The 13700-nt window shown below is 71.3% G+C and carries 13 protein-coding genes and 1 pseudogene; 4 read left to right on the top strand and 10 right to left on the bottom strand.

The annotated features are described in order from the left end of the window. Window positions 1-34: 34 nt before the first annotated feature. The 7 genes from map to ASD35_RS22190 are packed head-to-tail and all read right to left on the bottom strand — an operon-like array spanning window position 35 to window position 7551. Window positions 35-826 (bottom strand): type I methionyl aminopeptidase, encoded by a 792-nt coding sequence (map, locus tag ASD35_RS22160; RefSeq protein ID WP_056877083.1) that lies wholly within the window; start codon window positions 824-826, stop codon window positions 35-37. After that, window positions 823-1071 (bottom strand): ParD-like family protein, encoded by a 249-nt coding sequence (locus tag ASD35_RS22165; RefSeq protein ID WP_056877084.1) that lies wholly within the window; start codon window positions 1069-1071, stop codon window positions 823-825. Before ASD35_RS22165 ends, map begins: the two co-directional genes overlap by 4 nt. A gap of 37 nt (window positions 1072-1108) precedes the next feature. Continuing rightward, window positions 1109-1552, bottom strand: coding sequence for a thioesterase family protein (locus tag ASD35_RS22170; RefSeq protein ID WP_200956082.1), 444 nt, complete (start codon window positions 1550-1552; stop codon window positions 1109-1111). Beyond that, on the bottom strand, window positions 1549-2721 hold the full coding sequence (locus tag ASD35_RS22175; protein WP_056877086.1) for a DUF2399 domain-containing protein: 1173 nt from the start codon (window positions 2719-2721) through the stop codon (window positions 1549-1551). Before ASD35_RS22175 ends, ASD35_RS22170 begins: the two co-directional genes overlap by 4 nt. Then, window positions 2721-5537: an AAA family ATPase gene (locus ASD35_RS22180; RefSeq protein WP_056877087.1), complete on the bottom strand. Its 2817-nt coding sequence runs from the start codon at window positions 5535-5537 to the stop codon at window positions 2721-2723. Before ASD35_RS22180 ends, ASD35_RS22175 begins: the two co-directional genes overlap by 1 nt. After that, window positions 5537-6247: a hypothetical protein gene (locus tag ASD35_RS22185; RefSeq protein WP_056877088.1), complete on the bottom strand. Its 711-nt coding sequence runs from the start codon at window positions 6245-6247 to the stop codon at window positions 5537-5539. The genes ASD35_RS22180 and ASD35_RS22185 overlap by 1 nt, the downstream gene beginning before the upstream one ends. Next, window positions 6244-7551 carry a hypothetical protein gene (locus ASD35_RS22190; RefSeq protein WP_056877089.1) on the bottom strand — a complete coding sequence of 436 codons (1308 nt, stop codon included), beginning with the start codon at window positions 7549-7551 and terminating at the stop codon, window positions 6244-6246. The genes ASD35_RS22185 and ASD35_RS22190 overlap by 4 nt, the downstream gene beginning before the upstream one ends. A gap of 172 nt (window positions 7552-7723) precedes the next feature. On the opposite strand from ASD35_RS22190, the gene ASD35_RS22195 reads away from it, so the two are divergent. From ASD35_RS22195 to ASD35_RS22205, 3 genes are all read left to right on the top strand, one after another. Then, window positions 7724-8596 (top strand): L-type lectin-domain containing protein, encoded by an 873-nt coding sequence (locus ASD35_RS22195; RefSeq protein ID WP_056877090.1) that lies wholly within the window; start codon window positions 7724-7726, stop codon window positions 8594-8596. A gap of 92 nt (window positions 8597-8688) precedes the next feature. Beyond that, entirely contained in the window at window positions 8689-9486 is a 798-nt protein-coding gene (locus ASD35_RS22200) for a class III extradiol ring-cleavage dioxygenase (protein WP_056877091.1), read from the top strand. Window positions 9487-9579: 93 nt separating this feature from the next. Next, window positions 9580-10425, top strand: coding sequence for a ThuA domain-containing protein (locus ASD35_RS22205; protein ID WP_157275708.1), 846 nt, complete (start codon window positions 9580-9582; stop codon window positions 10423-10425). Window positions 10426-10479: 54 nt separating this feature from the next. Here ASD35_RS22205 and ASD35_RS22210 read toward each other — a convergent pair whose 3' ends face one another. Continuing rightward, a complete protein-coding gene (locus ASD35_RS22210; RefSeq protein ID WP_056877093.1) occupies window positions 10480-11409 on the bottom strand; it encodes a Gfo/Idh/MocA family protein in 930 nt (309 codons plus the stop codon). Window positions 11410-11541: 132 nt separating this feature from the next. Here ASD35_RS22210 and ASD35_RS22215 point away from each other — a divergent pair, with 132 nt between their 5' ends. Beyond that, window positions 11542-12216 (top strand): hypothetical protein, encoded by a 675-nt coding sequence (locus tag ASD35_RS22215; RefSeq protein WP_056877094.1) that lies wholly within the window; start codon window positions 11542-11544, stop codon window positions 12214-12216. Here the strand turns inward: ASD35_RS22215 and ASD35_RS22220 are convergent. Together ASD35_RS22220 and ASD35_RS27845 are read right to left on the bottom strand one after the other, a co-directional pair. Beyond that, window positions 12194-12793 (bottom strand): cold shock and DUF1294 domain-containing protein, encoded by a 600-nt coding sequence (locus tag ASD35_RS22220; protein ID WP_056877095.1) that lies wholly within the window; start codon window positions 12791-12793, stop codon window positions 12194-12196. The two genes, ASD35_RS22215 and ASD35_RS22220, sit on opposite strands and share 23 nt — an antisense overlap. Before the next feature lie 121 nt (window positions 12794-12914). Continuing rightward, window positions 12915-13700: pseudogene (locus tag ASD35_RS27845) on the bottom strand (glycoside hydrolase family 27 protein); the annotation flags it as partial.

Raw genomic sequence — 13700 nt, forward strand, 5'->3', positions numbered from 1 at the left:
CGCGTCGCGCGCTCGGACTTACCGCTATCGGGCTTCAGTCGATGGCTGGGTAGTCGCCCAGGCCGTCCGGCCACGGCGTCAGGATCTCGAAGCCGTCGGCCGTCACGGTCACCATGTGTTCCCACTGCGCCGATAGCGAATGGTCGCGCGTCACCACCGTCCAGCCGTCGTTCAGCTCGCGGATGCCCGCGCCGCCCGCGTTGATCATGGGCTCGATGGTGAAGATCATGCCCTCCTGCAGCTTCAGGCCCTCGCCCGGGCGGCCGAAGTGGTTGACGTGTGGCTCGTCGTGGTAGATGTCGCCGATGCCGTGCCCGCCGTACTCGCGCACGACGCTGAAGCCGGCCGCATGCGCCACCTTCTGGATGGCATGGCCCACGTCGCCTAACGTCGCACCCGGGCGCACCTCACGGATGCCGGCGCGCAGCGCCTCGTAGGTCGTCGTCACCAGCCGGCGCGCCAGCACATTGGCCTCGCCGACGATGAACATGCGGCTGCTGTCGCCGAACCAGCCGTCCTTCGTGAGCGTCACGTCCACGTTGACGATGTCGCCCTTCTTCAGCCGCTTGTCCTTCGACGGGATGCCGTGGCAGACGACGTGGTTGGGCGAGATGCAGGCCGTTTTCGGATAGCCGTGGTAGCCGACATTGGACGGGATGCACTTCAGCTCGTTGACGATGTAGTCGCGGCAGAGGTCGTCCAGTTCCTCGGTGGTCACGCCCGGCACGACGTGAGGCTTGAGCATCGCCAGCACCTCGGCGATCAGGTGCCCGGCCTCGCGGGCCTTGGCCACCTCGGCGGGCGTGCGCAGCTTGATGCTCTTCATGCCCGCGCTCCTTTGGCCTTGGGCGCTTGAGCCCAGCCGGCCAGGCGCGCCAGGTCCAGCCCGCCCTCGTGCTCGGCGCGGATCAGCAGCTGGCAGATCTCGCTGTGGCTCAGCTGCGGATGCAGTTCGGCGAGCATGCCGATGCGCATCCAGTGCTCGGCCTGGGCGTTGATGGAGCGCGACAAGGCCTGGCTCGCAACGCGCAGGCTCTCGTGCATCGGATCGGAGATTTTGACGATTCCCATGCCGCGGACTATATACGCTTCGTATACGAAACGTATATCACCCCGTGAGAGTCACCACGGCCTTGTCGTAGATGTCGAGGAACGCCGCCGGCATGCGCCGCGGCTTGCCGCTGCTGATCTCGATGCAGACCAGTGCCCAGCGGCCGCGCACCAGCGTGACGCCGTCGCTCGCGCGGCGCAGCTGAAAGCGCCGCTCCATCGTCAGCCTGCCGTCGCTGGCCGTCAGCCAGGTGCCCAGCACCAGCGCCTCGCCTTCGAAGGACGGCAGCAGGTACTCGTAATGCCCCTCGCGGATGGCCATCGCGCGGTCCAGGCGGCGGTAGTCGGCCAGCGACAGCCCCAGCGCCTCGGAGTGCGCCCAGCCGGCCTGCTCGCACCAGCGCACGTAGACGGCATTGTTGGTGTGGTCCAGGCCGTCGATGTCGCTCGGTTGGGGCGTCAGCGCCAGCGTGAAGGGCGATGGGTAGTCCCAGTCCGTCACAGCCAGCCCTCCTGTTCGGCCTTGAACCCGCCTTCGGCGAGCGCATCGCGAAGCGCCGCCAGCGCGGGCGGAAGCTCGCGTACCGTAAGCCGCTCCAGCACCTGCCGGTCATAGCGGCCCAGCGGCTGGCGGCCGGTGCCGGCCAGCCGCTCGGGCTCCATCGCGGTGGCCGCCCACGGCAGGCCGCAGGCCTCGAGGGGCGCTGCGGCGGCCAGCGCGATCTCGATACCGGCGGGGTCGGCATCCGCGCTGACCGCTGCCGGCGCGGGCGCCAGCGCCAGCAGGTGCGAGACGGCCTGTGCCCAGGCCCGCGTCGGGCGGCCGGCAATCCACACCAGCGCATCGCCTGGCACACGGCGCGCCGCCTGCTTCTCGAAGCTGGCGCGGTTCTCGATCAGCCACCAGCGCGCGGGCGGCGTGTCCACGCGCTGCAGCGTCAGCAGCGAGGGCACCGGCAGCGTCGCGAAGGCCAGTGCGCCAAGGTCCGCGCGGCGCGTATCGGGCCAGACGAGGGACAGGTCGCCCGCCAGCGTCAAGGTCGGCGCGAACGCACCGATGCCCAGCGCCGGCAGGTCGAAATGGCGCTCCAGCCATTGCCATTCGCCGTCGCCGATGGCCTTGGTGTGGCCCAGCCGCAGCGCGAAATCGCGGCGCAGGCCTTCGGCGCCCTCGCCCACCCAGCCGACCAGCGCTTGCAGCAGCGCGGCGCGGGCTTCGGCCGGGCCGACGGCCATGCGCGACTCCGCCAGCGCCTGCGCGGCCTCGCCGACGAGGTCGTCGGCCATCAGCGCGTCCAGGCGCTGCGCCAGCGCCGCACGGCGGGCATCGCGGTCGCTGCGAGTGGGCAGGCCCAGCGCCGCCTGCAGGCGCTCCAGTTCGACCCAGCACAGCTCCACCGGCCGCCAGCGCCCCTTCTCGAAGCGCTCCTTGCGCGTGCACAGCCCCGCCTTCAGCGCCAGGTCGGACAGCCGGTGCGCCAGCTCGATGCGATCCGGCCCCGCCGCTTCCAGCAGGCCCTGCCACTTGCGCGTGGCGGCGCTGCCGCGCAGCCAGTCGAGCAGCAAGGGCTGCTCGTCGTCCTTCAGCCGCGGCAGCGCGCCCGGCCAGGTGGGCGCGGCGGCCTCCAGCTCCTGCCTGGACCGATCCCCCGAGCGAGCGCGCCAGTCCATCAGGCGTACTCGCTGACCTCCGGCCGGCGCGCCAGCACCGCGATCGGCGGTGCCCAGCGTTCGCCACGCGGCTTCTTGCTCGTCACCAGCGTGATCTCGCTGGGCTCGAAGACCTCGACGTTGTGCGTGATGGGCGTCGTCAGCAGGTACTGCGCGCGCGTGCTGCGCAGGAAGTGGCCGACGAGCTGGATGTTGCGCACGTCCAGGTGGGCGAAGGGCTCGTCGATGAAGACGAAGCCGCCGGGCGTCTCGTCGTCCTTCATCAGGCCGACGAGCAGGATCAGGCTCTTGAGCACCTGCTGGCCGCCCGAGGCCTCGCCGTCGTTCAGGCCCACCTCGCCCTTGCCGTCGAAGTTGAACTTCACATGCAGGCCGGCCTGGGCCAGCACGGTGTCGTCGTTGTCCAGGTGGGGCAGCTGCGCCTCGGCGGCCACGCCGGCCAGCTCGCCCAGCTCTGCGACATTCTTCTTGTAGCGGCGCACGGTGGCGCGCAGCACGTCGATGTAGCGCTCGCGGGCGTTGCTCGCCGCCGTGGCGGCCATCGCGTTGCTGGCGCGGCGGTCGCTGAGCTGGCTGTCCTGCTCCTGCACCTGCAGCGTCATGCGGGTGTGGCGGTCGACGACGGTGGCGTCGGTCTCCCACACGCCGTTGGCCAGTTCCTTGTCCACCTGGTCGGCGCGCAGCTGCGCCTGGCGTGCATTCTCGAAATCGTTGCGCAGCGCGGCCAGCACGATGGACGTGGTCCAGCGCGGCGGGAACTTGGCGCGCGCCTCGCGCGAGGCGCCGGCGGCTTCGTGCAGCGCCTTGCGGCGCTCGGCGTGGTCGCGCTTGGTGCGGGCCTGGTGGGCCTCACCTTCGGCCAGCTCCTTCTGGGCGCGCTCGTAGTTCTGCTCGTGCACGCCGGAGGCCTTCAGCAGCCGGTCGTGCTCGGCCTCGACCGTCGTCATGCGCGTGGCGGCCTCGGCGCGCGCCTGCTTCAACACCGGCAGCCGCGCGCGGCATTCCGCAAACTCGTCGGCGCGCTCGCTCAGCTCGACCGCCGCCTTGTGGCCCTGGGCGGCGCGCTGCGCGTCCTTGAGCTGGCGGTCCACCTCGGCCTGCGCCTTGGCGACGCGGGTCAGCTCGGCGTCGATGCGGGCCAGCTCGCCCTCCAGCGACGCGCGGCGCCCGGCCACCGCGTTGGCGCCGAACTGGTGGTCGGACGCCGGGATGGCCACGCTGCGGCCGCCGCGGCCGTCGCGGTAGTAGGCATCGGGCGTGATCCATTCGCCGCCGGTGCCGGAGCCCTCCTCGGTACTGGCGACGCAGCGGATGCCGTCGAGCTGGCGGGCCAGCCAGGTCGGCAGCGGCGCGCTGACCTTCAGCGCGGCCAGCAGCGAGCCGGGCCGCGCCTGCGGCACGGGCGCCGCGTCGGAGACGACGTAATGCCGGTACTTCAGGCGCGACGCGATGCCGAAGGCGCGCGCCTCGTCGCTCCTGCTTTTCAGCACGACCACCCAGCGCGAGCCGCGCAGCACGCCCTCGGCCGCCTCGCGCCAGCGCTCGTCGGCGATGTCGATGCTGTCGGCCACGACGTGGTGGGCGATGCCGGCCTCGTCCAGCGCGCGGCGCAGCGGCGCCACCTCGGGCGGCGGCGGCGGCAGGCGCTTGTCCTTCAGCTCGGCCAGCAGCCCCTGCACATGGCGCAGCTTGTCGTCGGCGCGCGTGTACTCGCCGCGCAGCCGGTCCTTGTCGGCGGCCAGCGCCTGCGTGCGGGCGGCCAGCGCGGCGGCATCGGCCTCGACGTCGGCCAGGGCGCGCAGCTCGTCCTCGCGCTTGACGGTCTGCTCGACCGGCTTCTCGGCCTCGCGGGCGGTGTCGAAGGCGGCGCGGGCCTCGCGGCGCTCCACCTCCAGCGCCGCCAGCCGCGCCTTGGTCGCCTCATGCTCGGCGAACAGCTGGTGCAGGCCGGCGCGCTTGGCCGACAGCGCCCGCGCATCGGCCGCCGCGAACAGCCGCGAACGGTGCAGATCGCGGCCGTCGCGCGCCAGCCGCTCGCGGGCCTCGCTCCATTGCATGACGGGCAGCACCTCGGTCGCCAGGCGCTCGCGCTCGGCGATCTTGAGTTGCCACTGGCGGTGGCTGGTGACGCGGTTGGCCAGCTCGCTCAGCTGCGCCTGCGTGCGGGCCAGCTCGCCTTCGGCCGCCTGCACCTCCTTGGCCAGCTGCTGCTGGTGCGAGCGGGCCTGTTCGTAGCGGTCCAGCACTTCCTGGTCGCCGAACACCTCGAACACCAGGCGCAGCAGCTCCTTCGGGCTCAGCTCGCAGAGCCGGTCGGTCTGGCCCTGCTCCAGCGCCAGCACGCGGCCGATGGCGCGCGTCAGGCCAGCCGCCTCAAGCCGCCTTCGCCAGGCCTCGATGCCCAGCCACTCGCGCTCGCCCTTCTCGGCCAGCTTCTCGATCTCGACGGCGCCTTCGACGATGAGGTAGCGGCGCACCCAGTCGCCGCCCTGGCGCTCGATGCGGCAGGCCAGCGTGACCTGGTCGGTGTAGATCAGCGACGACGCGAACGGCCGGCTGCTGTTCTGCCGGCCGCGCGGGCGGTTGTCCACCAGCGCACGCAGCCAGGCCGTCTCGGCGTTGGCATGCCGCGCGTAGGTGCGGAAGGTGCGGCCGCCCGAGCACTCCAGGCCCAGCAGCGTGCGCAGCGCGTCCAGCAGCGTGGTCTTGCCCGAGCCGTTGGGGCCGGCGATGGTGATGATGTTGCCGTCCAGCGGCAGCGTGACGCGCTGGCAGTAGTCCCAGTGCAGCAGTTCCAGGGTTTGCAGGTGGAACATCAGTCCTCGCTCGGCGGTTCGTCTTGTTCTTGGCGGGCGGCCTGGATGGCGGCCAGCGCCGGCGCGGCCACGGCATCGGTCGCCCGGGCCAGCACGTCGGCCAGCGCGCCGTCCAGGATGCGCGGCGCGAGCTGGTCGTAGTCCAGCAGCAGGTCCAGCAGCGGGCCTTCGGCGATGTCCTCGCCGCGGCGCGTGATGAAGCCGTGGCGCTCCAGCAGCTTGAGGTTGCCGTCCAGCCGCACCTTCTTGCCGAGCTGGTCGCCGAAGTCGGCCAGCAGGCTGCGGTAGCTCAGCGCGGGCGACACGCTGGCGGCGGCGGGCAGCGGCTTGTCGGCGGCGAACATCTCGCCCTGCTTGTCGCCGTCGGCATCGGCGCGGTTCAGCTGGCGCTGGCGCTTGGGCAGGATGATCAGGCTCCACAGCACCACGAGCAGCGACACGCCGTCGCGCGGCAGCTCCAGGTTGTTGTTGGCGGCCAGGCCCGACTCGCCGAACACGGCGCTCTCGGCCGGCCGCAACAACGCGACGCTGACATGCTCGGCGTAGACGTTGTCCACCAGGCGCAGGCCCACGCCGGCCAGGCGCGTGCCGACGGCGGCCCACAGGTCGGCATCGATCAGCGCGCGCTTGACCAGGGGATGGGTGCGCGGCAGCCAGCGGCGCGCCAGCAGCTGGGCCGAGAGGCTTGCAGCGTCGTCGAGTGCGTTCATTCAGGTTCGCTCAAAAGGTCACCGCGGCTCATCCAGGCCACGAAGCGGTCATCGATCTCGCCCTGCTCGGCGCTCCAGCGCACGCGCCAGGGCTGGCGGGCCATGTCGCCGGTGGCGCCCTTGAGGTGGCGCGCCTGCGGGTCGCCCAGCAGCGGCAGCAGCTGCGCGCGGTAGGCGGCGGAGGCATAGCTGCCGCCCAGCACGGCCGGCGCCACGGGCTGGCTGCCGCGGCCCTCGGCCGTCCAGCCGTCCAGCAGCACCTGCAGCGCGCCCAGTTCGGGCGGCAGGCTCAGCACCTCCAGGCGGCCGTCGGGCGCGGTCTGGGCCGCGGGCAGGCCGGCGGCGTCGGCGGGCTTGGGGCGATCGCGCTCGAACTCGGCCTCCGCGCCGTCCACCAGCTCCTGCGCGGCCACCACCACGGGCTGCACGCCGGTGGACAGCGCGTCGCCCAACAGGGCTTCCAGCTGGGGCACGCGCTGCAGCCACTGGCGCAGGTCGGTCGTCGTCACGCCGGTGGAGCCCAGCGTCACGCGCTGGCGGTCGGCCTGCTGCAGCGCGCGGTTGAACTGGCTGGCCATGACCAGCAGGCCGGCCTGGGCGCTGGCCAGCTCCCGGGCCAGCCGCTCCAGCCGCGCATGGCCGCTGGCCTGGGCCTGCTCGATGATGGCCTTGACGGCGTCGCTGGCCTTGTCCACCAGCATCATCGAGCGCTCGAAGCGCGCGTTGGCGCGGCGCAGCTCGAACTCGCTGCCGCTGGCCATCGCATCGGCGAACTCCGCACGCAGCCGCTGCAGCTGCGCCTGCAGCATGTTGAGCTGCTGCGGCTCCAGCAGGCCCAGCTGGTGCGCGCCGGCCACGCCGGCCAGCAGCGCGGCGAGGTCGTCGTCGGGGCCCGCGGCGTCGGCCGTCAGCGGCTGCAGCATGGCCACCACCGACTGCGCCAGCGGCGTGATGGCGTAGGTCTGCGTGGACGCGTCCCAGTGCAGCAGGCCGGCGTCGCGCAGGCGCTTGAGCGCGGTTTCGAGCGCGTCCTCGCGCACATGGTGGAAATGCCGGTTCAGGTCGTCGCGGGCCAGGCGGGCGGCCGGCAGCCCCATCAGCTCCAGGAACACCCAGACGCGCAGCCTGACCCACGCCGCCTCGCCGCCGAACAGCGCGCGCTGCGCGGCCAGCAGCGCCTCGTGGCGCTCCAGCTGCCACCACAGCAGCGAGTCCACCGGCCCGCCGCCGTCGCGGAAGAACTCGTCGGGGGAGCGTGGCGAGTCGTCCAGGCTGGAGGTGGGGGTGGCGCGGGGGTCGGACATGGGGCGCGGATTATCGACGGCCGCCCGGATCGCCCGGCCGGGTGACGAACTAGGGTGTCGACGGCTTTGACAAAAAGCTTGCCTTTGTCGCGGCCGGCACCGCGCCGCCCCCATACGGCGCCGCCGTGGCATCGAAGTTGCGTTGCCGTTGTCCACAACTTGAGGAGAAGACATGGCACGCCGTTCCTTGCTCGCCGCCGCTGCCCTGGCACTCGCTGCAGCTGCGCCCCAGGCCCACGCTGCACTGGTCATCGACTACAGCAGCTTCACCGGCGCCTGCGGCTCGACGCTGACCTGCGTCGGCTCGGCCGCTGACACCGCGGCTGGCGAACTGCGGGTGACGCCCGCCAGCGGCGGCGCCGGTGCCGGCTACAGCACCGCGGCCATCGCACTGGGTGCCGGGGCCACCTTCAGCACCACGTTCCAGTTCCGCATGAGCCAGGCGGCAGGCATCGACCCCGCCGACGGCTTCACCTTTGTGCTGGCCAAGACGAACACCGGCCTCGGCGGCTCGGGCGGCGGCATGGGCTACTACGGCGTGGCCAACAGCGTGGCGATCGAGTTCGACACTTTCGACAACGGTGAAACAGGCGCCAGCAACCATGTCGGGCTGGACATCAACGGCTCGCTGGCCAGCTCACCGGTGAGCAGCCCCTACGGCGTGTCGTACTGCCATCTGTTCGACAACTCCTACCTGAACGACGGTTGCATGAGCAACGGCAAGGTCTGGACGGCCTTCATCAACTACGACGGCACGTCACAGAAGCTCAACGTGAGCGTGCAGCAGGAGGGGCTGGCGCTGCTGCAGCTGATCACCGACTACAGCCTCGACATCGCCAGCAACCTGACCGTCAACGAGGCCTACGTGGGCTTCACCGCGGCGACGGGCGCAGGCCTGCAGAACCACGACATCCTGAACTGGCGCCTGGCCAACGACACGTCCATCGGCACCGACCCGGGCCGCCTGCCCGAGCCGGCCAGCCTGGCGCTGCTGACCGTGGCGGGCGGCGCCGCACTGGCCGCCGGCCGCCGCCGGCGCAGCTGAGCACCGGCCTGGCACCGGCGTTCGACTTTTGCGAATGCCGGGCTCAAGCCGACTGAAACGCGCCCGCAGCCTGCGGGCGTAGTCTTGTGGGCATGACTACACGCCTGCCCACCTTCTTCCTCTCCCACGGCGGCGGGCCCTGGCCCTTCATGGACGGCGACTACCGCCGGGCGCATGCCAAGCTCGAAGCGTCGCTGCGGGCGTTGCCGGCCACGCTGCCGGAGAAGCCCAAGGCCATCCTGATGATCTCCGCGCATTGGGAGGAAACCGCCTTCACGGTGATGGACGCGCCCGCGCCGGGCATGCTCTACGACTACGGCGGCTTCCCGCCGCACACGTATGAAGTCGTCTACCCGGCGCCGGGCGACCCGGCGCTGGCCGAGCGCGTCGTCGCGCTCATCGAGGCCGCCGGCCTGCCCGCCGCGCGCGACAGCCAGCGCGGCTTCGACCACGGCGCCTTCTGCACGCTGGCGCCGATGTTCCCGCAGGCGGACGTGCCGGTCGTGCAGCTGTCGCTCAAGCGCGGGCTGGAGCCGGCGGAGCACCTGGCGCTGGGCCGCGCGCTGGCGCCGCTGCGCGACGAGGGCGTGCTGATCCTGGGCAGCGGCTTCAGCTTCCACAACCTGCGCCTGTACGGCCTGTCGGGGCGCGAGCCCTCGGCGGCCTTCGACGGCTGGCTGCAGTCCGCCCTGCCCTCACCGGCCGGCCGCGCCGAGCGGCTGCTGGCCTGGGCGCTGGCACCGGCCGCGCGCATCGCCCACCCGCGCGAGGAGCACCTGCTGCCGCTGATGGTGGCCGCCGGCGCGGCCGAAGGCGATGCGGCGAGCTGCAACTACCACGAGACCGATTTCATGGGCGGCGTGACGGCGTCGAGCTTCCGGTTCGGCTGACCGCAGGGTGCTAGATTCGGCCTGCGCGGCTCAACAGCGATCCCCACTTGCGACATGAGGCCGATGCATCGATTCCTCATCCCCGCATCGCCCATGAACGCCTGTCGCTCGCTTGCATTGACCGTTGCGCTCGTCGCCCTCCCCGCGTTCGCCGCCGACACGCCCAAGCCCCTGCGTGCCCTGCTCATCACCGGCGGGTGCTGCCACGAGTACGGCGTGCAGAAGGACGTCCTGAAATCAGGCATCGAGGCGCGGGCACACATCGTCGTGGACCAGGTCCATTCCGCCAACACCACCGGCAGCCCGCCGCTGGCCATCTTCCGCAACCCTGGCTACGCGCGGGGCTACGACGTGGTCATCCACGACGAATGCGTGGGCGACCTGCGCGACCCCGCCGTGTTCCAAGGCGTCCTGAAGCCCCACCTGGACGGCATCCCCGGTGTCAACCTGCACTGCGCGATGCACAGCTACCGCTTCGGCGACTACGGGCAGCCGGTGGCCCGCGGCGCCGAGAACGCCCACTGGTACGAGTACATCGGCCTGCAGTCGACCGGCCACGGGCCGCATGAGCCCATCGCGATCAGCTTCGTGAACCGGGACCACCCGATCACGCGCACGCTCGGCGACTGGACCACCGTCAACGAGGAGCTCTACAACAACGTCCAGATCCTCGACGGCAAGGTACTCGCCACGGGCAAGCAGGTCGTCAAGCAGAGCAAGCGGCAGCCCGACGGCACGATGACCGAAGAGGCGCAAACCGTCGAGGCGGCCGTCGTATGGACCCACGAGTTCGGCCCAAAGAAGACGCGCGTGTTCAGCACCTCCCTCGGCCACCACACGGCCACCGTCGCCGACGCACGCTACCTCGACCTCGTCACGCGCGGCATCCTGTGGGCCGCCGGCAAGGACGACCAACCCGGCTACGTCAAGCAGCCGTGAGGCGGAGAGCGAAGCAGGGCTGAACGCGCTCGTTCAGCCCGGTCCAGATCGGGCTCAGACCTGATGCGGCGCCACGGTGCGGCGCTCGCCGATCAGGAAGGCGTCCGCCACGAGCTGGAACGGCCGCCAGTCGACCTCCGATTGACCCGCCGCGCACAACTCGGCGAAGCGCGCGTACAGGCGCGGGTACTCGCCCGCCAGCGCCGCATCGGCCGCCACCGGCCGGCCGTCGATCTCCAGCACGCCGCCGCCCTGGGACAGGCGCAGGCGGCCGGTTGTCGTGACCAGTTCGACGTCCCAGATCTGCTCCCCCTTCTGGCGGAAGTCGAACTCCGCCTTCACCGTGACGCCGGCCTCGGTGCGCAGGTCCAGGTGGGCGGCGATGGGCGCCTGCTGGTTCTCGGGGAACTCCAGCACGGCCTTGTGCACGAAGGCCTCCTCGGCGAGCACCTCGGTCAGCACGGACAGCGCATTGATGCCCGGGTCGAAGACGCCCAGGCCGCCGGCATCCCAGATCCATTGCTGGCCGGGGTGCCATTCATACACATCTTCCTTCCAGGTGATGGTGCCGCCAGTGAGCGTGCGCCCGCGCAGCCAGTCGCGCGCCGCGTCCACGCCCGCGCCGAAGCGCGAATGCCAGGTCTGGAACAGCGTGCGGCCGTGCCGCGCGGCCTCGGCCTGCAGCAGGGCGATCTGCCGGGTCGTCGCGGCGGGCGGCTTTTCCAGCATCACGTGCTTGCCGGCGCGCAGCGCGGCAAGGGCCGCCTCGAAGTGCGCATTCGGCGGCGTGCAGATGGAGATGGCATCCAGCGCCGGCATCTCCGCAAGCATGGCTTCCACACTCGCGAAGCTGGCCACGCCCTCCACGCGAGCGTTACGGCTGGCGCAGGCCACGAGTTCGAAACGCGGGTCGGCGACGAGCGCCGGAATGTGTTGATCGCGAGCGATCTTGCCGATACCTACCAAGCCCAACTTCAGTGCCATGCTGCTTCCAGAAAGAATGATGTCGCGCGCGCTCCGCGCCGCCGTGTTTACAGTGCTCGCGGGCCGACGGCCCGACGCACTTTCATCTTAAGGTCCGGTCACACCGCGACCCGAGCCGCAGCACTCACACCCATGACCGAAGCTCTGATCCAGGCCCTTGCGAACTGCCACCGGAACGGCACGCGGCTGCAAGCCGCCGACTGGGCCGGCGCGGTGCGCGACGAGGCCGATGCCTACGCCGTGCAGGAGGGCGTGGCCGCCGCGCTGGGCTGGCAATTCGACCGATGGAAATCCGGCGCTGCCGGCGCGCAGGGGCCGTTCAGCCATTCACCGGTGAACCCGGTCGCGGGCACCGCGCTGCTGGGTGTCGAGGCCGAGGTGGCGCTGCGCGTCGGCGCCGACGGTTCGCCCGAGGCGATGTGCATCGGCGTCGAGCTGGTCGCCTCGCGCTGGGCCGAAGGCCTGGACGCGCCGGCGTTGCTGCGCATGGCCGACCACCAGTCCAACGCCGGGTTGCTGCTGGGCGCCTGGCAGCCTTACCGGGCGCTGGACTGGGGCCGCCTCGAATGGCGCCTGACCCTGGCCGGCCAGCCGGATGTCGTGCGGCGCGGCGGGCATTCGCTGGCAGACCCGGCGGGCGTGTTGCCAGCCTGGGTGCGCCATGCGACGCGCAACGACCGCACGCTGCCGGCCGGCACCGTCGTGACGACCGGGGCCTGGGGCGGGTTGCATCCCCTTGCCGGACCGGCCCGCGGGACACTGTCCATCCAGGGCCTCGGCGACTTCAGCTTTTCAGCAGCGGCGTGAAAAAGACGATGAACGCCGCGATGTTGACGACCACCGTCAACCAGTAGATGCGCCGGAACTTCTGCTTGACGCTCTTGTGGCGCAGCAGGTGTCGGGCCAGCAGCGCGCCCGGCCAGCCGCAGGCCAGCGACAGCGCATGCAGCGTGTTCTCGGCGACGCGCCAGTCGCCGCCGTCGCCTTGCTTTTGGGCGGCACGCTTGTCCAGCCAAAAGACGATGAAGGTCGCCGTGCTCATCGCCGAGTACGCGCCCCAGAACCAGTTCGGCACGCCCCAGGCCAGGTGGCAGGCCAGCACGAAGGCGGCGAAGGCCGGAATGATCAGCAGCACCCGGCCGTCGTCACGCGCCGCAGCCGGCGGCGCGGCGCGCGGCGTCAGGCTGCGCACGCCCAGCGCCCGGCGCTTGCCCTGCGCGTCCCGGCCTTCGCGGTAGCTGACTCGCTCGCCCACGAAGGGTCGCTGCGGCCTGAGGCCGAAGGCCTTGACGTGAACGAAGAGCTTGGGGCCGCCGCCGTCGGGCGTGATGAAGCCATAGCCCTTGGCGTCGTCCCACTGGGTGAGCGTGCCTTGGCCGCTCATCGCGCCTTCGTCAAATGGGCCAGGAGGGCGATGCGTTTGGGCTGGTCGGGCATGAAGTCTTCTGAACGGGCTGCACGGCGGGCGCCGGCTTGTCGGCGCATTGTGAAGCCCGAGCTGCGGCTTACTGGACGCCCGGCGAAACCCGGAACATCAGCACGCCGTGAGGGGCCACGGTGCCGCCATGGCGGCCGGCGACGGCCTTGGCCTTCTTGCCCGACCAGAGGTCCAGCACATCGGCCTTGAGCTTGGGCGGCAGCTGGAGCTGCTCCCAGCTCACGGCCATTTCGGCGGGCTTGTCGCCGCGGTTGAACAGCACGGCGGCACGGTCACCGCCCTGCAGCGGGCGCACCCAGATCTCGAGGTCGCCCTCGCGCCAGACGCGGCGGCCCTGGCGGCCCAGCGGGTCCTGGTCGACCTTGATGACCTCGGCATTGGTCAGGATGCGCTTCGTGTCGGCGTCCATCTTGGACAGGTCGTTGCCGGCGATCAGCGGCGCGGCAAGCATGGCCCAGATGGAGAAGTGGCTCTCGTACTCGGTCGCCGTCATGCCGCCGTTACCGACCTCCAGCATGTCGGGGTCGTTCCAGCCGTTGGGGGCGGACTCGCTCCACAGCTCGGCGTTCATGTCGATGATGTCCAGCAGGCCGTGGGACCATTCTTTCTTGCCCTTCCAGCCGTCCCAGATGTCGCCGGTGGTGCGCCACAGGTGGCCGATGGCCGGTGCCCAGCGGCCCGGCTGGCTGTTGCCCCATTCGCAGATGGACAGCACGATGTCGCGGCCCGACTCGCGCAGCGCCTTGGCCATGATGGTGTAGGCCGCCTCGGGGTTGCGCGGGCCGGTGTAGCACCAGTCGTACTTCAGGTAGTCCACGCCCCACTTGGCGTACTGGCGGGCGTCCTGGAACTC

The sequence above is a fragment of the Pelomonas sp. Root1444 genome, assembly GCF_001426885.1.
Lineage (GTDB): Bacteria > Pseudomonadota > Gammaproteobacteria > Burkholderiales > Burkholderiaceae_C > Pelomonas.